Source organism: Peribacillus loiseleuriae, from assembly GCF_001183985.1.
Lineage (GTDB): Bacteria > Bacillota > Bacilli > Bacillales > DSM-1321 > Peribacillus > Peribacillus loiseleuriae.
Map to the genome: position 1 here is coordinate 2,636,186 of NZ_LFZW01000001.1, position 23,096 is coordinate 2,659,281.

The 23,096-nt window shown below is 35.7% G+C and carries 16 protein-coding genes and 2 pseudogenes; 6 read left to right on the forward strand and 12 right to left on the reverse strand.

Annotation, left to right across the window (positions count from 1 at the left end; translation table 11 throughout):
- Positions 1–143: 143 nt before the first annotated feature.
- Both AC625_RS12280 and AC625_RS12285 read left to right on the forward strand, forming a co-directional pair.
- Positions 144–506 (forward strand): BlaI/MecI/CopY family transcriptional regulator, encoded by a 363-nt coding sequence (locus tag AC625_RS12280; RefSeq protein ID WP_049681528.1) that lies wholly within the window; start codon positions 144–146, stop codon positions 504–506.
- Complete coding sequence (locus tag AC625_RS12285; protein ID WP_180320097.1) at positions 503–1,963, forward strand: M56 family metallopeptidase; 1,461 nt, start codon at positions 503–505, stop codon at positions 1,961–1,963. Before AC625_RS12280 ends, AC625_RS12285 begins: the two co-directional genes overlap by 4 nt.
- Positions 1,964–2,408: 445 nt before the next feature.
- Here the strand turns inward: AC625_RS12285 and AC625_RS12290 are convergent, their stop codons facing one another.
- The 3 genes from AC625_RS12290 to AC625_RS12310 all read right to left on the reverse strand — a co-directional run bounded on the left by AC625_RS12290 (position 2,409) and on the right by AC625_RS12310 (position 6,333).
- Positions 2,409–3,008, reverse strand: coding sequence for a hypothetical protein (locus tag AC625_RS12290; protein WP_049681530.1), 600 nt, complete (start codon positions 3,006–3,008; stop codon positions 2,409–2,411).
- A 38-nt stretch (positions 3,009–3,046) separates the two neighbouring features.
- Positions 3,047–3,463: a hypothetical protein gene (locus AC625_RS12295; RefSeq protein ID WP_049681531.1), complete on the reverse strand. Its 417-nt coding sequence runs from the start codon at positions 3,461–3,463 to the stop codon at positions 3,047–3,049.
- A gap of 1,580 nt (positions 3,464–5,043) precedes the next feature.
- Positions 5,044–6,333 carry a TerD family protein gene (locus tag AC625_RS12310; RefSeq protein WP_049681534.1) on the reverse strand — a complete coding sequence of 430 codons (1,290 nt, stop codon included), beginning with the start codon at positions 6,331–6,333 and terminating at the stop codon, positions 5,044–5,046.
- Positions 6,334–7,844: 1,511 nt separating this feature from the next.
- On the opposite strand from AC625_RS12310, the gene AC625_RS12320 reads away from it, so the two are divergent.
- Positions 7,845–8,501, forward strand: coding sequence for a CatB-related O-acetyltransferase (locus AC625_RS12320; RefSeq protein ID WP_049681535.1), 657 nt, complete (start codon positions 7,845–7,847; stop codon positions 8,499–8,501).
- A 598-nt stretch (positions 8,502–9,099) separates the two neighbouring features.
- Here AC625_RS12320 and AC625_RS12325 read toward each other — a convergent pair.
- A complete protein-coding gene (locus tag AC625_RS12325) occupies positions 9,100–9,669 on the reverse strand; it encodes a dihydrofolate reductase family protein (protein ID WP_049681536.1) in 570 nt (189 codons plus the stop codon).
- A 119-nt stretch (positions 9,670–9,788) separates the two neighbouring features.
- Here AC625_RS12325 and AC625_RS12330 point away from each other — a divergent pair, with 119 nt between their 5' ends.
- Entirely contained in the window at positions 9,789–10,730 is a 942-nt protein-coding gene (locus AC625_RS12330) for a helix-turn-helix transcriptional regulator (protein WP_049681537.1), read from the forward strand.
- 435 nt (positions 10,731–11,165) lie between these two features.
- Here AC625_RS12330 and AC625_RS12335 read toward each other — a convergent pair whose 3' ends face one another.
- From AC625_RS12335 to AC625_RS12355, 5 genes are all read right to left on the reverse strand, one after another.
- Positions 11,166–12,536 carry a PTS transporter subunit EIIC gene (locus AC625_RS12335; RefSeq protein ID WP_049683715.1) on the reverse strand — a complete coding sequence of 457 codons (1,371 nt, stop codon included), beginning with the start codon at positions 12,534–12,536 and terminating at the stop codon, positions 11,166–11,168.
- Between the two features lie 54 nt (positions 12,537–12,590).
- Positions 12,591–13,256 (reverse strand): beta-phosphoglucomutase, encoded by a 666-nt coding sequence (gene pgmB / locus AC625_RS12340; RefSeq protein ID WP_156187521.1) that lies wholly within the window; start codon positions 13,254–13,256, stop codon positions 12,591–12,593.
- 31 nt (positions 13,257–13,287) lie between these two features.
- Positions 13,288–15,603, reverse strand: coding sequence for a glycoside hydrolase family 65 protein (locus AC625_RS12345; protein ID WP_049681539.1), 2,316 nt, complete (start codon positions 15,601–15,603; stop codon positions 13,288–13,290).
- 62 nt (positions 15,604–15,665) lie between these two features.
- A complete protein-coding gene (locus tag AC625_RS12350; RefSeq protein WP_049681540.1) occupies positions 15,666–17,093 on the reverse strand; it encodes a 6-phospho-beta-glucosidase in 1,428 nt (475 codons plus the stop codon).
- Positions 17,094–17,924: 831 nt separating this feature from the next.
- The gene (locus AC625_RS12355; RefSeq protein ID WP_049681541.1) at positions 17,925–18,791 is read right to left on the reverse strand and encodes an AraC family transcriptional regulator; all 867 of its coding nucleotides are present in this window, start codon (positions 18,789–18,791) and stop codon (positions 17,925–17,927) included.
- 323 nt (positions 18,792–19,114) lie between these two features.
- Between AC625_RS12355 and AC625_RS26775 the strand changes: the two are divergent.
- A pseudogene (locus AC625_RS26775) lies at positions 19,115–19,272 on the forward strand (IS4 family transposase); the annotation flags it as partial.
- A gap of 562 nt (positions 19,273–19,834) precedes the next feature.
- Here the strand turns inward: AC625_RS26775 and AC625_RS12360 are convergent.
- Positions 19,835–20,107 carry an HU family DNA-binding protein gene (locus tag AC625_RS12360; protein WP_049681542.1) on the reverse strand — a complete coding sequence of 91 codons (273 nt, stop codon included), beginning with the start codon at positions 20,105–20,107 and terminating at the stop codon, positions 19,835–19,837.
- 644 nt (positions 20,108–20,751) lie between these two features.
- Positions 20,752–21,042 (reverse strand): annotated as a pseudogene (locus AC625_RS12365) (beta-propeller fold lactonase family protein); the annotation flags it as partial.
- 251 nt (positions 21,043–21,293) lie between these two features.
- Between AC625_RS12365 and AC625_RS12370 the strand changes: the two are divergent.
- Positions 21,294–22,088 carry a Cof-type HAD-IIB family hydrolase gene (locus tag AC625_RS12370; RefSeq protein ID WP_049681544.1) on the forward strand — a complete coding sequence of 265 codons (795 nt, stop codon included), beginning with the start codon at positions 21,294–21,296 and terminating at the stop codon, positions 22,086–22,088.
- Positions 22,089–22,359: 271 nt separating this feature from the next.
- Here the strand turns inward: AC625_RS12370 and AC625_RS12375 are convergent, their stop codons facing one another.
- The gene (locus AC625_RS12375; RefSeq protein WP_049681545.1) at positions 22,360–22,785 is read right to left on the reverse strand and encodes a hypothetical protein; all 426 of its coding nucleotides are present in this window, start codon (positions 22,783–22,785) and stop codon (positions 22,360–22,362) included.
- Positions 22,786–23,096: the final 311 nt, after the last annotated feature.

The following is a 23,096-nucleotide window of genomic DNA, read 5'->3' on the forward strand; positions in this document are numbered from 1 at the left end:
GAAGTAGCCGATGCATACGTTGTTGAATTTCCCTGTAACAGTATTCAAAAACAATAACCCGATTATTGACAAGATGGGTTTATTACAATAAACTAATCAACAAGAGGTCTATCTCGATAAACCAGATAGGGAGGGCGATCAGAATGGAGCCGTATAAATTGTTTGATGCCGAATACAAATTTACATGCCTGATTTGGGATAACGAACCTATTAATTCTACTGATCTTGTAAAGCTATGCCTAGCAGAGCTTGGCTGGAAAAAGTCCACAACTTACACTGTTTTAAGAAAGTTATGTAAACGGGGAAGCCTTAGAAACGAGGAAGCAACGGTCACATCTATTGTTAAAAAAGAGGACGCACAGAAATACGAAAGTCAGATGGTTGTTGAAAAATCCTTCAATGGGTCCTTACCGCAGTTTTTAACTGCTTTTCTAGGTGGAAAGGGGATTTCTAATGAGGAAGCCGAAGAGTTGAAACGGATTATTGAGGAGGCAACTAAATCATGAACCTGTTTCTTGTAATCCTTAATATGAGCATAACTGCAAGCTTTGTTGCACTTGCAGTTATCATGGTGAGATTTCTTTTGAGACGCGCTCCTAAAATATTCTCCTATATTCTATGGGCAGCCGTAGCCATCCGACTGATCACCCCTGTTAGTTTTACCTCAAGCTTTAGTATGTTAGGTTTTATAAAGTTCCAGAAGAAAACTGGCACAGGTTTCATGGAATTTATACCCCAAGAAATTGGGATGCAGAAAAATCCAGTTGTGGATATCGGAATTAAAGAGATAAGCCATTTTATAAATTCATCCCTTCCAGTGGCTACCCCGATGGCGAGCGCAAACCCCATGCAAATCATCGTGTGGATCGGAAGTATAATTTGGATAACAGGTGTAATCATTTTTTTACTTTTTAGCATTCTGTCTTACTTGAAAATATTAATTAAGGTCCGAACGGCAACATTTGTCAAGGATAATATCTATGAGACTGACCAAATTGACACACCCTTTGTTTGCGGTTTTCTGAATCCGAAAATATACATCCCAATTGGCATGAGTAATCATGAGCTGTCTTACATTTTACTACATGAGAAAATTCATATTATAAGACGTGATTATCTGATAAAACCTTTTGCATTTATGCTCCTTATCATTCATTGGTTTAATCCGCTAATGTGGTTATCTTACGCACTTATGAGTAAAGATATGGAGATGTCCTGCGATGAAAGTGTTGTTAACAAAATGGGGCATCAGATTAAAGGAAGCTATTCAACCTCATTGCTTACGCTTTCCGTTAGAAAAAAAGGGTTACTAACTGGTAGTCCACTTGCTTTTGGAGAGAGCAATGTGAAGGCAAGAATTAAAAATATTCTTACTTACCGTCAACCTTCTAAGAGGATGATTGCAATCTATATACTCGCTATTGTAGCCTTAGTTGTAGGATGTACGTCCAATCCGATGCCTTTGCAGCAATCGCCACAGGAATCCTCGCAGCCATTATATTCAGGATATAATATAGATAAGCTAATGGAGAACAAAACACTTTATGTTGGTAGCGCTAGTAAGGTAGGTGGACTCATTGGTGGAATGGCCAAACCAACAGGTGTTGAATGGAATGGGATGGCACTTCAAACAACAGCTCAGCCTTATGGAGTAACGATCAATTATATAATGAATGACTCTATTCATGGGATGGAGGAAAGGGAAATAAATAACGAAGTTTTCCTTCGTAATTCCATTCTACTATTAAGCCTCATTGATAACGTCGATATTATAACCTATTCGTTTGTTGACAACTCGGGGCAAAATGATGATATGGTTAATACCTTTACGTTCACAAGAGAACAGGCAGACAAACTATTTGGGGAGGATGTCAGGCATTATGCTAAAGATGAAACAGGCCTGCGACAATTGATTGATCGTTTAGACAATATGCACTTCAATGAAACCAATAACACCCCTTAATGTATATCATTGAAAATACGCCCTAGCGGGGGATACCTTAATTGGATCACACATAGCGCGAATGTTATTCTTTTAATAGACGCTATTCTGAAGTAATGAGAAATTGGGCTTTTTAATATTGTAATTTCTTTAACGTTGTAAATCCGCATTTTCCTGACGCTACCCCTATAAAAGATTGGATATAAATATTAAGTAACCCAGCTATCTTCTCATGTGGAGATAGCTGATTTTTTTAAAAATTGAATGTGCAAAATAACGCTTAAAACCAACGCAAATTATCGGTCAAAGTGACAATATTGATAATTCAACATTCCCAAAACGGTGTCATTTCTTATAAGTTATAACACTATTAAAGTAAAAAAAGACCACCTCGTATGAGATGGATACCTTTTACTTTATTAAACTAAATCCCCCTTCGATTGTCGAACTTTTGATATAAGGTTACTTATTCTAAATTATTAAGGTCAAAACGTGCTATTTCTTCATCCTCAACTAAAATAACTAATGTTGCATCCAATGCACTTCTTTTTAACTTATCTAATTGTTCTTGCGAAGGTGCTTTCTTTAATTCTGGATTATCTTCTAATGCTCCTAATTCGAAATTTAGCGAATATTCACCTTCCTGGTTAGGTTCGAGAATTGAGGAAATCTGTTTAACAATCCCTAAATGTGCTTGTTCTCTTTTTTCTTCATTTAAAATGTTAAAACCCATTACTTCTTTAGAAACATCTTGCAATTCTTTGTTAGGTTTAATAACAATTTTTATGCCATCTTCAAACTCATATGTCTCTGTATTCATTTTTTCTGCACTTCCAAGTGTACTCTTGCCTATATTTTTTAATACAAAATCGTAACTTAGAGATACAGGCTGAATGATTTCGCCTTTACTTTCTCCCGACATAATTTCAGTTCCGCCTAACCTATCATCTCGAATTTCAACGGATGCTCCCATAAGTTCTAAAGAAGGTTTAGCTGAACATCCTGTCAAGAGTATTAGAACTGTGGAAATACTTACAACAAACTTGGACATTCCTTTCCCTCTCATTATAGAAGCCATCTCCTTTCCTTTATTTTTATACGTTTCTAAAAACTTGCAGGATCCCTTAGAAATGCCATTTTTCTAATGTGGATATCCATAATTATTGACACAATAAAAGCAATCCACATTAAAAATGTTGAAGGTAACATCATAATTCCAACTCCAAAATTATCATCATCTAAAGGAAAATAGTTTCGGATATTTGTTGTGTAAATTACTAAAATATACATTATTCCATTAATAAACGGAATATAAAATACATATTTCCATCTACCAAATTCAAAATTCCTTGCTATAAAGTAACATATTGGTCCATAAGCTATGAAAGAAATTACAGTGATAGTTCCTGAGAAGATTGTCCCTTGGTTAAGACTGAATATTGCACCTTCATTAAATATTACATATGCAATTGTAGTTATAAATAAATGTAAAATTATTCCTATTTTTTCATCACTACTCACCTGCTCTTAGATTCATAATAACTTTATACCAAATAACCAATTCACAAATCCACACACCCTTCCATTATATGTATTCTTTCAATTAAAAACATCAAAGAAAAATACTAGTTCTTTCAAAAAAAGGTGCATTAGTTAGCGGTTTTAAAGAGTTCGCAACTTTCGGACCCTTGCTATTACTAGGTTTTGTGTTTATTGGTTGTTTATTGTTCACAAGGTCATTAATAAAAAAATATTTACATATATTTACCAAAAAATATATTTTTTTACACTTTAATAGGTTTGATGATATAATTATGCTAATAGTAATTAGATAAATTTGTAGAATGAAAGGAGTCTTATATGGGTTGGATCTACCTTATTTTTGCAATTATTGCGACAGGATGCGGACTTTGGGGATTGGTAGCTAGAGCGAAATGGATGGAGGGGCAATCTAAGAAAATTAAGAAGTGAGTATCTCTTATCGGAATCTTTTCCTGATGCCACCCTATATAAAAAAGAGATGGGCAAAAATCTCCCGATCTCTTTTTCTATTTATTGTGCTTGCTTTAATGGTTGCTCTAAGGCGCTGTAAGCTGTGTCTTTAAACTTAAATAGATTTTATCTTTGTTAGCTAAGTAAATGCTCTCCAATGGTAACCTGTGAGCCTTTGTGATTGTTTTTAGCTCCTTTTGTTTGGATGGCGGTAGTGTTTTTATAAAATTGTAATCGTCTTTAATCTTAGATAGTTTCTTCTTATCTGGCTTGCTTATTGGCAAATCATCAATGTTAGGGATTATGATATATTTTTTTAGATGTTTAAGAATGAAGGTGTCCTGCATAGCGTGGAGCTTCATTGTTTCGGTCGTAGATGGCTATTTTGATGGCGACCTACTTTTAAGTTTTCCAAGGTATTCAGTGTCCCATTTTTCTTGGAAATCAAATTGTACATTTCCGTGGTGCTTAATGATCATACTTTTTTCTTGTGGTGTCTTGAAATCGAATGCCAGGTCTATACGTTTAATATTCCAGTCTATTTCGTTTATGACCTCAGCTAATGAATATGGCATGTTATCTGTTGTTGTGATCCCTCTTTGTAGCTGTATAGTTATGATCGTAATGCATATAGGTAAAGGTGTTGGATGGCAGAGCATGTAAAGTGAATCCTAAACCCTTTGTAGCTATCTGGTCTATTCTTATTTAAGGTACATCTGTCGTATATGCAATCTCGCTGTTTTTCATCTAGCTTGGCTGTACCCCTATTAGCACGGAAGACTTGAAAATGAAATGGTGGAACCGCTGCTAACTTCCCATTATGGTGGATATACGTTTCTAATCCGACTGCGGAACAGCATCTTTTCACCCTTCTAAAAATAAACAAGATAAAAACGTGATCCCTCCCCATTCCGACATAACATTTAGGCGACTTTCTTCGCTTCGGTATCCAGGGGGGAAATCGAAAGTTAATCCATATATTTTACATTTTTATACTTTAAGTCGTTTCTACATCCTTCCTGAAAATAAAATCAAAATTATGAAGAGATTATCTACATACATAAAAAAAGATCATGTTTTTATCTTTTTTCAAAACATGATCTTTCTATTTAGTTCCTTATCGTAATACTTTTAGAAGCAACTGGGAATTTACTATAATTCCATGAGTGCGTTTCTCTGGTTTTTGAATCACTAATTAAAAAATAATCATAATGGATTTGATTACTTCCTATTGGATCGTCCCACGTACAATCCATGTGATACCATTCACCATCAATCTTTACCATATTCCAAGCATGTAGGCCTCTTTTACCCGTTTGCCTAGTTTGAGCCTCTCCATGAATAATAATGGATTCTATAGATACTTCGTTTAATAATCGATAAGCTAACTGTGCATATCCCTGACAAACTGTTCGCCTTTTGATCAATGCTGCATAAGCGGTGTACTCAGTTAGAGTTTGATCATATTCTACAGATTGAACAATAAAGTCGTGAACTGCTTTTACTTTTTCAAGTGGTGATAGATTCATAGGAATTGTTTGTATAATTTCTTTAATTTTGCGGTCTACCACTAATTCTTGTTCTTTCGTCGTGCGATATTCCATTGTCAGATTAATTGTGTTATGACCATTCAAATGTGAAATTTGAAATTGTTGCGATTTGATAGAACGTTCTAAATAATGATCCTTTTCACAGATGTTTCGAAAAGCTTGATTAATCACCTGTTTTGATTGTTCCATGCCTTTATTTTCTATAATTAGTTGAAAAGCTGTTAGACGGTTGACCATGTTTTCGTATAGGATTCTTTCTATATCCAAGCTATCAGAAGAAAACGCAGGAGTTGTTTCTTGCAAGTCGGAAGGGTCTTCTACGGTTAATCCATATTCTTTACAAATATCCGCTAGCCCCCCAAAGTAGCCACTTCCCACAGCGTTGATTTTCCATTGGTTTTTATAACGATAAAGTTCAAATAAAATCAAAGCTGTTTCATTTGTAAAGTCATCCATTCGAAAAGTTAGAAGTGGTAAATGAGTATAACCATTTCGTATTTGTAAACGGAGTTGAGAAATGTTCTGGAAGGTTTGTTTCGTATGAGCGGATTCATGGATCGTTAATACGAATGGAATTTTTTGAATATGACTAGATACTCGTTCTAAGTTCACTTCATATTGCTCTTGTTGGGTAGAGACAGGCATCAATCTAATAACAGATTGATTAGAAGAGCACGGGTTGTTATAAAAAATCATATCCGAATCTTGTTTAACCTTTCCATCACTAGCTACTAAAAAAGCCGAACCATCCATATCATAAATTGCAGGAGCATCCCATCTTAATTCAATATCTAATTTTTTTACCGTCGATTCTATTAAATATTTCTCTCCCTTTTTTATTGTTTTCATGGTGACACCTCACTTTTGGTCTATATATTTACATTTTATCATTTTCCGAAAGAAGACTCCCTCTTCAATCGTGTGAAGGGTGTAGCCCAGATTGCAATTTTCCAGAGAGTTATCACGCTTTATTCGTCGGGGGAAGTAAGCCTTCTGATTGGACGATCATTCCACCCTCCAAGGAAGAGCTTGTAAAATATCTGAATGAACAGCTTCAAGAATTATCTAAGATTTCTCCAAAGGTTTTAGATCATATACTTGAACCTCCTGTGCAACTTGGGCCTATGAAGTTTGAAAGATTCGGTGAATTATTTAACTTTTCATTCATTCATGAAACAAAGCGTTCAAATATGATTTTCTGCTTATTGAAAGTCATAAAACACGAGCAAGGTTAAAAGTCATTAGCCCTAGAGATAGGGCTTTTTATTATGGTTCAATAGTTGATTAAATGAATCAATTTCATAATGCATCTATTCAAAAAACTGTAGACTAACCCAATCCAAGAATCCATTTTTAAAAATTATTAAGCTGCCAGTGCCAGCTGTTAAGCTTGTCTGTTTAACCGATCGCAAGTGTAGCTTTAAAATAAAGTTTGATCATTTCAGTAATCCTTATTAAACTAGTCGAGTAGAAGGGAACCTCTCTACCTTGCGGTAGATTGTGTTCCTCCCCCCTCACAGAACCGTGCTTGCGCTATTTACGCACACGGCTCCTCCTAGTCACCATTCACAAAATATAGCTAATCTCTTTCGCTCAGATTTTGCTAATTCTGCTATCCTTAATAGTTTTGTGTCCATTTATTATCCCTACCTCTGCGTGTAGTAAATGTGTCCCTAGTAAGGGTGATAACTTGGTAGCAGCCTTTCCTCCATCGGCATTACCCAACTTCATTGGTACTACGCTGCTATCCGACTCCCTACAACGGCATTTGGCTTCCTTGCTTATTATCGCTTGTACACCATACTCTTCTATAAGAAGAAAAGACCGGTAGGGCCTCCCGAGTTGCCGTATCATATCAATGTGTGACGTGCCAAGGTCTCTGACTCCAGAGAGGTTCTATCCTTCTTGCCTTTAACGATGGATAAAATGTAGCTTTCTGCTGTGCTTAAGGCATCAGCCCTCTCGATTTACTAACATTATGGAGCTCAATCCCTTCAACCATTTGGCTTTCGGCCCGCCACCTAACTGTCTACGCTTAAAGGCTAATGTTACCATTAGCCCTCCAAGACTCGCTACGAGTGAATGGCTAGTTCTTTCTCGACGGGAATCCCACCCGCTATATGATACGACCTAGGCTCGGCCGCACAAGCACCCCGTTAGTTGAACTAGCACCTTCTCTTCTATTACAAATTTGTGCAGTAAGGTTTGACGAACAGATGATTCATTTGTTACAATCTCCCTACTAAATAGGAAAAGGATGAGGACGATGGTTCGTCGTTTGAAACGGTTTAAGAATGTTGCTACGGCATTAAGCTTCTAAGTAAAAAATGATTTATACTACTTAGGAGCGAGGGAAAAAAATGAAACAACATCGATTTAACCACTGGTCTGAAATTAAGTATTTAAAAGATATTGTCACCAACCCAATGATTGAAGTAGGGGAATACTCCTACTACTCTGGTTATTACGATAATCATGATTTTGAAGATGGGTGCGTTAGATACTTATGGGGAGATGAAGAATCTAGAAAGTTATTTAACCCCATCGAAGACTATGGTTGGCATTTAGATAAGTTGATTATAGGAAATTACGTATGCATTGCAAGTGGTGTAATTATTTTAATGGGTGGAAATCACAATCATCATTCTGAATGGATTACCGTCTATCCTTTTGTGGAGCAAATTGAAACTTCTTACGAACCTAAAGGGGATACAATCATCGAAAATGATGCCTGGATTGGTATGAATGCAATGATTATGCCCGGTGTGACAATAGGTGAAGGTGCCATTGTTGCGGCTGGATCAGTTGTTGCGAAAGATGTCCCACCATATACGATAGTAGGAGGCAACCCTGCTAAAGAGATAAAAAAACGATTTACAGACAAAGAAATCGAAAAGTTGAAGGAAATGCGTTGGTTCGATTGGGAACGTGAGAAAATTGAACAAGCTAGTCATATCTTGTCCAGTTCATCTATTAACCAATTATACGACTTTTATCAAAGGGAAATTAAACCATAACGGATTAATTTTAGATCATCACATTGAATAAATACGAATAAGTTTAATAAGCCATAGTCTCTTCTTAATAGCTAATTAAGAAGGGACTATTTTTAAAGTGAAAACTCATCACTACACAGTTTGTGTCAAATGCGACATAAAAACTCCCCTTCTCTTATTCAACTAAACTGCTTCTTTAGTTTAAGTACATTTGTTCACAAACTTCCATATATCATTCAATTATTTCTATAAATTTAGTTTACAACGAAACACCCCTCTAGATAAAAAATCCAAAGGGGTAAAGCTTCGCAACTTTTTTTAAATCGTCGCGACTTTATTAAAAATATCTCATCTTTTTTATAAACATCGTGACTTTAGTTCAAACTGTAGCTTTAAAATAAAGATTGATTAAAAAATTCCCTTGAATACTTATTTAACAGCAAATATAAAAACTCCATTTTGAAAAAAGTTTGATCAAAATGGAGTTACTCTTTTTATTTAAATATGAATTTTTTATAAAAAAGGTTGATCCTTTCAATGATCCTTATTCCACAAACTCCATTAGTTGAAGAAGAAATTTATTTTCACCTTGGATTAAGCATATCATGATGCTTATCAATCACTCTTCACTAAAATGATAGCAAAGTTGAACAACGCCAGAGGAAAATCTTTTTGTATCAACCAGGCTTAGATTCAATCTCTCCTTTATGTCAATAAACAAAGGTTTTCCTTCCCCTAAAATAACAGGGTGAACAGATAACCTAAATTCATCAACCAGCCCTAAATTTATAAAAGTTGTAATAAGGCTTGACCCACCATATAACCAGATGTCTCTACCAGGTTTGATCTTCAATTTATTTACTTCTTCAAGAATATTATCATTTATGAAATTTGCTTTTTTATCAGTCGCTTGTTGCGTTCTCGAAAACACATATTTTTCTTTACTATGAACTATATTCCACAGTTCTTTTTCGGTATCAGAATCTTCATTATTGGGAATATATTGCCCCCATAAATCATAGCTATTTCTTCCATATAGTATCGTATCAATATGATTTAAAAAATCAATGAATCCCATATCAGGGTCCATAACGCACCAGTCAACTTCCCCTTTGGACCCTTCAATAAATCCATCTAAAGTAACTGCTAAATCTAAAATTATTCTTCTTGGTCTTTCGTTAATGGCCATACTTTTATCCCCTTTTATCTTATAGAATTTCCCTTGTTGATAAAATCATAAGGTATAAACTATACTATCTGTAAAACATGACAAGTAATGGCATGATTAAATAAAAAAAGGTGAGAAAAATGTCAAAAGCCAAACGTCTATTAGATATTCTTATGTTTGTTACTGCTAAAAAAAAGTTTACAGCACAAGAAATAGCAGATGAATTCCATATATCCATTCGTACTGTACATAGATATATATTAGATTTATGTGATATGGGATTGCCAATTTACGCTGAACAAGGACGGAATGGGGGATATACCGTATTAACAAGTAGACTTCTTCCCCCTATTCTATTTACAGAAGAAGAAGCTGTTTCAATCTTCTTTGCTTTTCAATCTCTAAATTACTATCGTAGCTTGCCTTTTGATGCTGAAATTACCTCGGTTGCACATAAATTATATAGTTCACTTCAGAGTGAAGCTAAAATAAAAGTGGATAAAATTCATTCTTATATTGCTTTTTGGAATCCTAAAAGAACCATTGATGCCCCATTTTTAAAAGATGTTTTAGAGCATTCTATTGAGAATAGAAATTTACACATTCAATATGAATCTAAATCAGGTATGAGAAAAAAACACATTCGCCCTATCGGTGTATATGCTCATGATGGATTATGGTATTTGCCTGCTTACGATTATCATAAGAAAAAAATATTAATGTATCGTGTAGATCGCATTCTTTCAATCTTATCCACTGAAAAAAGTGAAGATGAATTCATGAATTTAAAAGAATGGTTCAACTCTCATGAAGTAAAAAACCCGATTCGACTGCATATACGCTTAACAACGGAAGGTGTCCGTCAATGTAAAAGTGTTCCTTATTTTGATGGTTTGGTAGTTACACAAGAAGATGGAACTGGATATATAGATACAATCATTGATAAAGGTGAGCTTAGTTTTATAACATCATTATTTTTGAGATTTGGAAGTCATGCACGAATTTTAGAACCAAAGGAATTAATAGTTGGATTACGTAAACAAGCTGAAGAAATTTTAACTATGTATCAAGATGAGAATTAAAATATTTGTTTTTTATCAATCCTCTATTGAAATCTAGAGCTAATAAGGCTATTTCAATGGAACCTTGCTTCGACTAATTTCCCAATAGTTAAATAAGAAAAATCGGAGTGTGAATCATTCCAGTTCATCTTTTTTATAAACGGTTAAACTTTCTTCAAAACGGTACGACTTTTTTATAAACAGTATAACTTTGTTTCAAATCGACAACAATTAAACCTGAATTATATTTTTTATTTAATTAAGACGATTAATAGGACTGTCTGCTTTATTATATTAACCTCGTTCGCTCAATTGTCGTTATAATGAAACAGGATGACGTTTCCGCCATCCTGTTCTTCATTCTTAAATATTTATCGTTAATTGAAAACATTTACTATACAACGTATAGGTTACATTCATAGTAAAGGTTTGTATGACCTTCTTATCGAATATTCATTATTTTTCTTCTAGGTCTTTAAATCCAAGAACGAGACAAATGACGAATGATGCAATAAAAGCTAAGACCATCATGATCAGTCCACTGACAATGTTTGATACTCCTTTATCACCAGAGAATCCGAGAATGGCCATGAAGCTATTTTGTGGTACATATAGGGTTACATGCATAATTCCCGCGAAACACCCTGCAATACCGGCACCAATTGCTGAGGCAATGGCTGGTTTTTTTAGTTTTAACGTTACACCGTATAAAGACGGTTCCGTAATCCCCATTACTGCGGAAATACCTGCTGAGGAAGCTAATTGTTTCATTGCTTTACTCTTAGTTCGAACTGCTACAGCCAATGTTGCCCCACCTTGAGCTAAGTTTGCACAAACCTGAGCGACAAGAATTAAAGCCTCTTGTCCAGTTGCAGCAAAGGTAGAAATAAATATTGGTGTTAAAGCGTGATGCATCCCAGTCATAACAATGAACGGGAATGCTGCAGCTAACAAGGCTACCATAACTAATCCAAGGCTACCCTGCAGTAAATTAATCAAACCTGCTAAGCCTTGTCCTGCAAAATTACCTAAAGGACCTACTACAATCAAAGCGATTGGAGCACTAATTAAGAGTATTAAAGTCGGGCTTAAAATGATTTTTAACATATTAGGTACTACTTTATCTACATATTTCTCAATATAAGACATGATCCAAACTATCAATAATACTGGGATCACAGAGGCTGCATAAATAACGGCTGGTACCGGAAGACCGATGAATGAAATAGGGTCCCCTGATGCAATCCAAGCAGCAAAGTTAGGGTGCAAGAGTACACCAGCAACAATTACAGCTAATGACGTATTTACTTTAAACATTCTAGACGCATTGACCGCTAACAGAATCGGCATGAAATAAAACGCCGCATCCCCGATAATGTCCAATAAACGATAGGTATCTGATGTTTTTGACATCAAATCAAATGTCATTATTAATGATAATATAACCTTAATCATACCGGCAGCTGTTAAAGCCGGGATCATTGGCGTCATACATCCGGTAATGGTCTCAATAATATTATTCAAGAAGCCTGTTTTCTTTTTTTGAGTATTGGGTTCCTCTGCATCCTCAGGGCTTTTAATACCGAGAGCTAGCACTTCTTTATAGACAGCATTCACTTCATTCCCGATTACTACCTGATATTGGCTAGCTGTTTCCACCACACCTGCTACATGATCGATATTTTTTAATTGCACTTCATTCGCCAAGGAAGTATCTTTTAAACGGAAGCGAAGTCGGGTCATACAATGAACTAAATCTATGATGTTTTCTTTACCGCCAACATTGTCGACAATGAGCTTTGCGGTTTGTTTATAATCTTTTTTCATCATTCTTACTCCCCTTAATTATCATGTACAGTCGTCAAGTTGATATCTAATGGCTCACTTATGGTTCTCATGCCACACTTGTGTGATCACATTGCTAGTTAACTCACAGGTTGAAGAAAGAACCTTATCTGCATGTGCTAAGTTTATTACGTCACCGATCGCAATCGCGGTCATTCCTGCATCCTTGATCGCCCAAACACCAGCTGAAGCATCCTCAATTCCAACACACTGACTCGGTTGAACTCCTAACAATTCACTGCCTTTTAGGAAGATATCTGGTGCAGGTTTCCCCGCTACTACACTGGTAGGATCAACAATGCAATCGAAAAATTCCGTTAAACCCAATAAATCTAATAGCAACGGCCCATTTTTGCTTGCTGATGCCAAACCAATTTTTATCTCTTTATCTTTTAAGCTAGCTAAAACTTGTGGGATTTGTGGTAGAGCATCCTCGGGAGTAATAGTTTGGATTAACTCGATATAGAGCTCGTTTTTATCATCCGCCATTTTTTCCTTCTCAACCAAGCTATATTGATCACTTTTTTGTCCCAACTCTAAAATTCTCTCTAATGATTCCATCCGACTAATCCCTTTGAGTTGCTCATTGAACTCCTCATCAATCGTCACGCCTATTTTTTCACTAAGGTGTTTCCAAGCCAGAAAATGGTATTTAGCCGTATCAGCAATAACACCGTCCAAATCGAATAGAACTACCTGCATACCATCACTACTCCCCATTTTTCTTAAGATGTCAATTCTCTATAATTACCAGATGATTGGTGTTCAGAAGTAATTTTCCCCCTTGATGGAAAAGCTCTAGAGATTCCCCCTCTAATAAGCGATACTCGGTCACATCATGTGTCATTTCAATCCGAATTAATTGATTATGAAAATACACTTGAAAACTTAATTTTCCCCACTGTTCAGGAATTCGTGGTGAGAATCCTAGTTGATTGTTTACGACCTTCATACCAGCAAATCCATAAATTAGGCTCATCCACGTTCCGCCCATATTAGCAGCATGAATTCCATCCTTTGTGTTTTTTTGCATATCATTCAAATCCATTAAGGCTGTATTCATGAAGTATTTATACGCTTTTTCCTTTTCTCCAATTTCACTAGCCATCATGCCGAAAACAGAATGAGATAACGAGGAGTCGTGAGTTGTGATTTTTTCATAATAATGATAATCACGCTTTTTTTGCTCCAAAGCAAAATCTTCTCCGTAAAGAAATGCAGCTAGTACCGTATCAGCCTGTTTATTTACTTGATAACGATATATAGTCAGTGGGTGATAATGAAGCAATAATGGATATTTCTCTCTAGGTGTATTCTCAAAATTCCACACAGCCTTATCAAAAAACGAGTCATCCTGCTTCGTCAGCTTCCGCTCTTCATCATAAGGAAGATACATTTGATTACCGGCTTCCTGCCATTTCTCCACTTCTTGCAGATCAAAGTTCAAACGTTTAGATAAACCTTCGAATGCCAAATCTTCTTGATAGTGATTTACCATATTGGCTGCAAATAATAGATTGTGTTTAGCCATTAGGTTCGTATAATAATTGTTATTTACAATAGCCGTATATTCATCAGGACCCGTTACACCATTCAAACAAAAGTGATTGCCTTTTTCCGGGATAAAGTCTCCGAATGTTACCCAGAAGCGTGCCGTTTCGATTAATATTTCTAATCCATGTTTGCGCATAAAATCGGCATCCTGAGTTGCCTCATAATACACCTTAACACCATGGGCAATATCGGCATTGATATGGAATTGCGCAGTTCCCGCAGGATAATAGGCACTACATTCCTCCCCATCAATTGTACGCCAGGCATAAAGTGCACCCTGTTCCACACCAAGGTCTCGTGCTCTTTCTCGTGCTTTTGGTAAAATAGAGTGTCTATAGGACAACAATTGTCTAGCCACGTTTGGTTGGGTATAGATGAAAAATGGTAACATGTACATTTCCGTATCCCAGAAATAATGACCTTCATAGCCATCGCCAGTTAATCCCTTTGCCGCTATGTTCGTTAATCCGTCTCTACCAGCCGCTTGATTTAAATGGAATAAATTAAATCGTAAGCCTAATTGTAGTTGGTCATCACCTGCTAATTGGACATCACTACCCCTCCAAAAATTAGCCATATTCGAAATATGCATGTGTTTTATTTCTTCATACCCTAAACGGCTTGCCTCTTGAATAACCTGTTCTAATTTTTCGGCAAAGTGCTCTTTTTTAGATTCTTCATTAAATTTATCGCCATATCCCGCAACAACAACTAGCTGAATAGGTTTTCCTGCTTTAGCCTCAAAAGCAGTAGTGGTCATGATTGCTTCATCTTGTAAGGTTGTTTCTTGTTTAGTTGTACGCCCCATTCCCACAATAGCCTTCGCTGTACACCAGATGTGTAAGTGACTGTTCAAAGTAGAAACTAACATCATTGGTAGCCCTTTGGTATCGACAGCTTTAGTAGCGATCTGTTTTCCATGCCCTGATGCTACTCGTGGATCATCAGAATCTGCCACTTCCTTCAATGTTCTCTGTACTTTATTTTGAAACACAATTTCTCCATCGAAGTTAAGCGGTGTAAGCTGATAAGAGACTAACAATAACTCTGGAAAATCATAAGAAACCAAACGCTCAATTCGAGCATCTACTTTCTTCCCATTCGAGCTTTCCCAAGTAAATGTTCTAATTAATAATCCCTGTTGCAAATCTAAGGTACGTTGATGATTTGTCGTCGTACCAGTTCCCAAATTGAACCATTCCCCATCTATGGAGAAACTGATGAGATGGCTATTTGGTAATTTACAAATTGTTTGATGATTTTTGGCATACCCATAGGCCCACTCCCCGTATTGGATTGGTGCCTTTTCGAAATAACCGTTCACATATGTGCCAATATTTTCTGCATAATCCCAATCTAAATCACTTTCTTCCAGACTACCTCTTATGCCAATATGCCCATTTGACAATGTAAACAATGTTTCATGAAACTTAATCGTCTCTTTATCTACCGTTTGTTCTATCAATGCTGAATTTTCATTAGAAAACTGATTCAAATTGTAAAACCTCTTTCTACTTGTTTTGATCTATTGAGGAAAGCTCCAATGGTCATTTCAGTTCAGTAAAGTACTTTCCCATTACTTTCAATCACTTTTTGATACCAATAATAGCTATCCTTTTTATACCGTTTATTCGATCCATTGCCTTTGTCATCACTATCAACATAAATGAAACCATAGCGTTTAGAGATTTTCCCTTCGCTGACACTCACTAAATCAATGCATCCCCAAGTAAGGTAGCCTAACAATTCCACTCCGTCTTCCTCAACGGCTTGGATCATATTTTTAATGTGATCTGCTAGATAGGAAATACGGTAATCATCATTGACCCTATTTGTGGAATCCTGATGATCAGGGGTACCTAATCCGTTTTCAACAATGAACAATGGCAAATGATAACGGTCATACAATTGATTCATAGTAATCCGTAAACCAATCGGATCGACTTGCCAGACACTATTTGAAGGTGGAAGATGTGGGTTTTTGACCGTCTCAAAGCCATTTGTCTTCGTTTTTTCTAACCCTTCCACAGAAGCAGCTGTACATGCGCTAGAATAATAACTGAATGATACATAATCCACAGTGTGATTTTTTAATACCTCGAAATCCTCTAGGTTTGTATCGATTTGAATATCATTCTTCGCAAAATAATAATCAATATAGTTCGGATATTTACCATAGACCTGTACATCAGAGAAGAACAAATTGTGTTTATCACTTTCCAATGCAGCAAAAACATCCTCTGGTTTACATGTATACGGATATGTTTTTCCCGCTGCTAACATGCAACCAAATTTAAAGTCTGGATTTATTTTTTTTCCAGCCTCAATTGTTAATGCATTAGCTAGTAATTGATGGTGAGCTGCTTGATATTTCCTTTGTAATTTGTTTTCATCCTTCGAGAAGGCAAGACCTCCTCCAATAAACGGAATATGCATAACCATATTCATTTCATTAAACGGAACCCAATATTTCACTTGATGGCGATAACGGTTCATAAGGGTTTCTGCATAATTTAGATAATAAGTGACTACTTTCCTATTAGACCAACCACCGTACTTATTCACTAATTGCATCGGTATATCGAAATGACTAATGGTAATCATAGGTTCAATCTGATATTTCTCAAGTTCTACTAACACCGCATCATAAAAGGCTAATCCCATTTCATTTGGTTGTGCATCATCTCCATTTGGAAAAATACGTGGCCAAGAGATGGAGAACCGGAAGCATTTGATGCCCATCTCTGCTAATAGAGCAATGTCCTCCTTATAGCTATGATAAAAATCAATCCCTGTATGGCTTGGATAATGTTGATTTTCCTCGTTAAAGATATTTGGTTCATCTAGCATGACGTCTTTAAGACGTTTATCATTCATAGGTAACATATCGAAGTTAGATAATCCTTTTCCATCTACTAGATAGGATCCTTCCGTTTGATTGGCAGATATTGCTCCACCCCATAAAAAATCATTTCGTAGTTTCATTAGTTGTACTTCCTTCCATTTAAGAATGAATCCATACTTTATGCTCATTTTAAATAACTGAATATTCTGATAATTATTTATTTATATAGTAATCATTTAATATTCAAACGCTGTCAATAATGAGATAGCCTATATACAGGATTCTGATTTTTGATTCTGATACTCTTAAAAACATTTGATTATTAAAGTCTTCTCTCTCTATATGCTCATATTACCTCTTTCCACGAATTTTTATATCCCTTATTTTTGTCAACTTATTCTCATATTTTGTCCTCCGCTAACAAAATGGTGAAAATGCATTCAAAGTTAAGTAACATAGTGACCCCTTATGAAAGGGTTTGTACGTATTAAGAGAGTTAATAAAAAATTATAAACTGAGAATAGATTTATTTTTGATAAGAACGGTTTGGGTTTTGATGCTGGATTTCCAAAGAAGGTACTGACCCACTTCAATCAACTTTCCTTGAAGCACGATTATTGGTGAACTTCTCGATGAATCCTTGGATGATATAAAGGGAGAGTTGAGGGAATACATTGTAGAACAATTGGCATGTATTGATGAATAATAAATAGAGGTTGTACTAGATTCAGTACAACCTTAACGACGATATAGCAATCTCTTCGGTTACATCTATTTAGCTCATCATTGTTTGAGTGCCTCTTTCAGTAGATTCTTGGAAAAGTAGCTGAATCGTAATCTCCCATCTAGGCGGGAAACATGCTGAATCAATGTTGACTGATCGTTAGGGGGTAGCTTGAAGTACGTTAGATGCTGGCTGCTTGGTTGGTTATACTTTCCTATCACCTGGAAAACCCTATCTCCAAAGCTCTTTATTTACCTTCCCTCGCCAACCTCTTAAAGGTCAATGGAGATACTCCGATAAGTTGTTTGAAAAGGCGATAAAAGGTTTTATTACTACCCAATCCAACTCTTTCTATAAGCTCAGTGACTAGGATATCTTCATTTAATAATATCCACTTCGCTTTATCAATCCTGTATTCATTTAAAAATGTCACAAAGGTTTTACCCGTGTATTTTTTAAAAAACTTCGTAAAATAACATGTTGAAAATCCGATGATTTTGGCAGCGTCCTCTAATTTGATTGGATGTGTATAATTTCTTTCAATATACTGAAAAACGAGTGCTAACTGCTCCAGGATTTCTTTAGAATTCACATCGGTCTTTCCTTCATATGACACATTGGAATGGGTCATCTCTCTAAATAAAATGGTAACTAATTCGTACAATTTCCCTTTAATCGAATAAATATATCCAATATCCTTATTTTCTTCCTCCATATATATTAATTTTAAGAGCTCAATTATTTTATTTTGAACATCTGGTTTCCAGGAAGGACTAAAATATTCAATTCGGCCAAATAACTCTTTAAGAGTAATTGGTGTATGATTTACAAACACTGTATCGTTAAACAAATTTAATTCAAACTGAAAAACAAGGCGCTCACTTCCTGGAGATGCAAGAACATAGTGGACGTCCCCACCATTGATGATTACTGCTTCGTTTTCTTTTAGCTGCATCAATCGATCATTGATACCAAGATTGACCTTCCCCTTAGTAATTAAAATAATTTCGATCTCTTTATGCCAGTGTGGAGTAGTTAGTATGCTTCCATCATTCACTAGACAACGAAACGGAAAATCTCTGCTTAATTTTGGGAATTCAAGATAAATAGCCATTTTATCAAACTTTCTATCATTTATTTATGAATCTATAAGTGCAGTTCAAAAAGAAGAGCGATGAGAATCGACAAAACTTAAAATCAGACTTTTTGAACACCCTCTATTATAGCTGTGTAGTGACAATATAGTTGTTTAAATTTACACGCTTGAACCTGCATTATTACGCTATGAAATTGAACTACATTAAAAATAAAGTCGTTTAAAAGTATTACCTTTTGGACGTTAATCCCAGCTAATCTTCTCATGTAAAGGTATCTGGAATTACAAGTTGGACGTGCAAATTAACACTTAAAGCATGTACAAGATATCTCCAAAAGTTACAGTTAGAGGCTTCAACGGGCGTACTCATGAGTCAAGAGGGACTCAATCAAAGCTTTAATCCAGCAGCTGTCAATTCCTCCGGGAAGTCTTTAATTCGCTTCTAACACAAAAACTCTGTGCGACACAATCGCTATCTTCACACATGATTTCTGCTTTCTAACGTATTCGGATTATAGATGCATTGGCCAGATTCAGAAATTATCGACACAATCGTCCACCGGCTAACGAATGATCAAACCGAAACACGTCTCTGATGTTAATGCACCAAAGGAAAATTTGCCTAATTTAATCCAATAAATATACTGAAAGGTCAACCAAAGAGCCAATTGGCTCTTTTAATAGGTCAATTATTCGCTAATCCTGATCTCAATTTATTAACATCAAATTCTACATAACCCATTATACTAGTCAACATAAAAAACCAACCTTTTTAATCCCCCCTTCATGAAAGGACACAAAAAAGGCTACTCATAAAGGGCAGCCAATATTGGTGAAGGTTAACCCATTATATGTAGCCTCCATGCTTGCTCGTTCATCACAGAACAGTTCATGACCGAATCGTCTATCCCTGACAGAAACAAATTACAAATGATCAAAATGAATTTTAAATTCACATCCATCGAATAAAACAGAAAGAATACTATTTTAAATAGAAAACACTCTGGAGAATATCTCATCCCCAGAGTATCTTTACACTATTATAAATAGATCTATTTATATTATTTAACAGCCTCTTTTAATTCCTTACCTGGTTTAAAAGCAGGAACTTTAGATGCAGCAATTTGCATTTCTTCTCCTGTTTGTGGGTTTCTACCTGTTCGTGCTGCTCGGTCGCGCACTTCAAATGTGCCAAATCCAACTAATTGGATTTTTTCTTCTTTAGCAAGCGTAACAGAGATCGTTTCAATCAATGCATCAACAGCCTTTTTAGCGTCTCCTTTTGTTAGTTCAGCTTGTACGGCTACCGTATTCACTAGTTCAGTTTTGTTCATATTCATACACCTCGTCCTTTATTCTTCATTAGTATGTAGTAATGACAACATCAACATAACATATGTTCGGTATGTCTGTCACTTGTAAGGCTAGAAAATAAAAAGTTATATTACTGTCATTATTGCTAAGATTAGCTTTTTACACATTCCGATAAGCAGCATTATGTAAACTAGACGTTTATATTGTATACAATATAATAGAAATCATTATTATTTTGACTAAATAATCCGAATTATATTTAGTCTACCCTCATCTGCATACTTACATCCTATATTCAATAATTTTTCCATCTATAGGATTTCGACAGAAAGCTGGATATTATGCGAGGTTTACTTGCCTTTAGATTATTTTCAGACTACATTTCTGAACTTAAGATAAAGGAATAACGCTAAATACAAATATCTCCTATATGAATGTTTAAAATATATAAAAGGTGACATTGTAATATCCTGCCCTGTTACTTGAATATGAAAAATGCTTTACTCCTTATTGAAGTAAAGCTACCCGTTACTTTAAGTACAATGCTTCACACTCATGCTGAAAATTATGTTGTCTCATAACAAAAGCCGCCATTATGTCGGCAGCCCTGTTTTTAAAAATCCCCTTATTTTTTATTCCACCAAATATAGTGAACTTAATAAAATCAAAGAATAGCTAATCCTTGCGATCCAAGGTAAGGAAAGTTAGTCCAAGCAGCAACCTGCAATCTAACCAGACTTCCATCACCTTGAATAGTAAATACGGAGTCTGTACCCTGGTTTCCGTTAAGGGTGTAAATATGCCGTCCATCTTTACTCACTCCAACAACCATCGGCAGTCCTGGAGCTGTACCTGGCGGTGTACTGATAATATGCCTTACCACCGAAAGTGATCCATTGGGATCGATTCGGTAAGTCGAGATGGTGCCGCTTAAGGTATTGGTAATGTATGCAAATGTGTAGAGATAATAAAGTTATTTAATTTTTAATGTAAGATACTTCACTACACTAAACAATATAACAATAAAGTCGTATGAAAATCTAAGTTTTATTCAACAATAGCACCCGTTAATGGAATAATATTTTTATCTTGCATAGAACCGTCCCTTACTTCCCAATAAACTTTATTAAATCTGTACACTGAGTTTACAAGACTTTAATAGTCAGATGATATGATTGGTTTACCAACGATGAGGAGGCAGTATAAATGAATGTGCGTGCAATATTTATTGATATGGATGGTACACTACTAAAGGCCTCAAACAACATTTCCCGCCGAAATATGGAAGCCATTAATAGGCTCATTAATCAGGGAGTCAAGGTTTTTCTAGCTACTGGTCGACACTATGAAGTAACCGCTCCCTACCATAAAGAAATTGGATTACAAACTCCAATGATCTGTTTGAATGGTGCCGCTATTCACGATGCAGAGACAGGAAGAGCTATGCAAATGAAAACCGTCCGACTGAACGAAGAACGATTCCACCAGCTGACCGCTGAAAATTCTTGTAATGTTATTATCCATACAGCAAATGGGCTTTATTGTAAGGAAACAAATGAAGAAATCGATTATTGGACAAAAGTTGGGCAAATTCCGCCACGTTATATTGGAGATTTAAGACAGGCAAATTATCAAGATGTTCTTAAATATAGTGTTCGAACAGGTGTACCAAAACCTGAATTATCCGCTTTGTTTAAAAAGGAAGCAGAGGTCATCAATTGGAATGACGGGTTTGAAATGGTTGCTCCTAATGTTTCCAAATGGTCTGCTATAAAAAACTTACTTCACGCATTTCGAATTAGTCCAAGTGAAGTCGTAGCCATTGGAGACGGACCCAATGATATAGAGATGCTTCGTCATGTCGGTACTGGCGTGGCAATGGGGAACGCTAGCGAAGAGGTTAAAGCAGCAGCTGATTTTGTTACAGGACACCACGAAAATGATGGATTGGCTGAGTTTATAGAAACTTATCTTCATAAATCATATAATTCAGTGATTTAGAGTTATTTTAAAATAACTTTTTTGTCATCAGATAGTGTATCTTTATTTGAACATTTTCATTTATGTTGGTTTTTAACAGTATCAACTGTTTTAGAATTGCCAATTACTCCTAATTATCAATATTGGCACCCTTTAATGCAATAAAAAAATAACCTCTATTAGCTGGTGTAGTAAAAAAGCATTTCTTCTTATTGAAGTTATGCACCCGTTAGTTCAATAAAAAAAATGCCCTGCTTCCCATATTGAAGCAGAGCACAGTTAGTTAAATAACTTATATCTGTTCTTGATAAATATTTAATCGTAAAGGTTCTAATTTTAATGCTATTTTAAACTCTTCAAGATTTTCGACCAAATGGTAAAAATCATCCACATCACCATCGGAATCAAAATACCATTCTGACGCTTCCAAACTTCTAAGTTCATTAGTTGGGGTAAATACAAATTCACAATGGAGTTGTTCCATCCCAGAATATTCGTCATCTTCATAGACAGTAAATTGTCTAACGAAATCAAAATAAAATAATTCTTCTCCTGTAAAATCGTATACTCCACATTGGAAGAGTAAAGCTATTTCCTCTTCTCCTTCAACTGGTTGTCTTCCAAACGATACAAATTCATTCCAATCATTTGCCACATTAGTTGTATTTTCACCAATCTTCTCTTTGAGGAAACCTTCAGCATTTTGGACAGTAATCATATTGACTCTCCTTTAATCAACTTAGTTTATTGTCGCTTATTATACCAAATCTTTATTCAACTAAACTGCTTCGTTACTTCAATAAGAAAAAGGCTTTACTCATTAATCAAGTAGTCGAGTAGAAGGGAACCTCTCTACCTTGCGGTAGATTGTGTTCCTCCCCCCTCACAGAACCGTGCTTGCGCTATTTACGCACACGGCTCCTCCAGTCACCATTCACAAAATATAGCTAATCTCTTTCGCTCAGATTTTGCTAATTCTGTTATCCTTAATAGTTTTGTGTCCATTTATTATCCCTACCTCTGCGTGTC

What these genes read in the sequence shown, in the direction of transcription:
- AC625_RS12280 (WP_049681528.1), top strand. Translation starts at nt 144, where the DNA reads ATGGAGCCGTATAAATTGTTTGATGCCGAATACAAATTTACATGCCTG.
- AC625_RS12285 (WP_180320097.1), top strand. Translation starts at nt 503, where the DNA reads ATGAACCTGTTTCTTGTAATCCTTAATATGAGCATAACTGCAAGCTTT.
- AC625_RS12290 (WP_049681530.1), bottom strand. Translation starts at nt 3,008, where the DNA reads ATGAGAGGGAAAGGAATGTCCAAGTTTGTTGTAAGTATTTCCACAGTT.
- AC625_RS12310 (WP_049681534.1), bottom strand. Translation starts at nt 6,333, where the DNA reads ATGAAAACAATAAAAAAGGGAGAGAAATATTTAATAGAATCGACGGTA.
- AC625_RS12320 (WP_049681535.1), top strand. Translation starts at nt 7,845, where the DNA reads ATGAAACAACATCGATTTAACCACTGGTCTGAAATTAAGTATTTAAAA.
- AC625_RS12325 (WP_049681536.1), bottom strand. Translation starts at nt 9,669, where the DNA reads ATGGCCATTAACGAAAGACCAAGAAGAATAATTTTAGATTTAGCAGTT.
- AC625_RS12330 (WP_049681537.1), top strand. Translation starts at nt 9,789, where the DNA reads ATGTCAAAAGCCAAACGTCTATTAGATATTCTTATGTTTGTTACTGCT.
- AC625_RS12335 (WP_049683715.1), bottom strand. Translation starts at nt 12,536, where the DNA reads ATGAAAAAAGATTATAAACAAACCGCAAAGCTCATTGTCGACAATGTT.
- pgmB (WP_156187521.1), bottom strand. Translation starts at nt 13,256, where the DNA reads ATGCAGGTAGTTCTATTCGATTTGGACGGTGTTATTGCTGATACGGCT.
- AC625_RS12350 (WP_049681540.1), bottom strand. Translation starts at nt 17,093, where the DNA reads ATGAAACTACGAAATGATTTTTTATGGGGTGGAGCAATATCTGCCAAT.
- AC625_RS12355 (WP_049681541.1), bottom strand. Translation starts at nt 18,791, where the DNA reads ATGGCTATTTATCTTGAATTCCCAAAATTAAGCAGAGATTTTCCGTTT.
- AC625_RS12360 (WP_049681542.1), bottom strand. Translation starts at nt 20,107, where the DNA reads ATGAACAAAACTGAACTAGTGAATACGGTAGCCGTACAAGCTGAACTA.
- AC625_RS12370 (WP_049681544.1), top strand. Translation starts at nt 21,294, where the DNA reads ATGAATGTGCGTGCAATATTTATTGATATGGATGGTACACTACTAAAG.
- AC625_RS12375 (WP_049681545.1), bottom strand. Translation starts at nt 22,785, where the DNA reads ATGATTACTGTCCAAAATGCTGAAGGTTTCCTCAAAGAGAAGATTGGT.